Raw genomic sequence first — 730 nt, forward strand, 5'->3', positions numbered from 1 at the left:
GGTAAACATGTCACAGACGGTCACGGTCCAAGTGAAACTGTTGCCTAATCAAAATCAAAGTGATTTATTGAGTCGCTCGAGCACCACGTATATTGCCACGATCAATGCGCTTGTAGCTGAAATGGTACAAGCGAAAGAACCGACCCGAAAAACCTCCAAATATGTAAATGCTCCTCTACCCAGTGCTGTCAAAAACCAGGCAATCCGGGATGCAAAAAGTGTCTTTCGGAAAGCAAGGAAATCCCAGTATCGAATCATCCCCATCTTAAAGAAACCCTGCATTCTATGGAACAATCAGAACTACACGTTTGATGCTGCAACCATTTCGTTACCGTTGCTGGTCAATGGAAAATCGAAACGTATCCGCATCAAGGCTTTCTTCACGAGAGACATCATCACCAAACTTGCTTCCTATAAACGCGGAACTCTCCGCATCACAAAAAAAGCAAATAAATGGATCGCTCAGTTTTCAATAGAGATCACTATCCAACAAAATACGGGCACCAAAACCATGGGTGTCGATCTCGGTCTGAAAGTCCCTGCTGTTGCGGTAACCGAAGACGAGAAGACACGATTTTTTGGAAACGGAAGACGAAAAAAGTGTGTTCGACGGATGTTCAAATCCAAACGACAACAGCTCGGACGAAAGAAAAAACTCACTGCCATCAAAAAGCTCAATAATAAAGAGCAGCGCTGGATGAAGGACCAAGACCATAAGGTGAGTCGACAA

The 730-nt window shown here is 44.1% G+C and carries 1 protein-coding gene; it reads left to right on the forward strand.

Annotated features, from left to right (window positions below; translation table 11 throughout):
- Nucleotides 1–730, forward strand: a 730-nt coding sequence (locus ACTWQL_RS24870) for an RNA-guided endonuclease TnpB family protein (RefSeq protein ID WP_443145012.1), incomplete at both ends; no start/stop codon positions are given.

The organism is Pseudalkalibacillus sp. R45, from assembly GCF_052246725.1.
In the GTDB taxonomy this organism is placed as follows: Bacteria; Bacillota; Bacilli; order Bacillales; family Fictibacillaceae; genus Pseudalkalibacillus.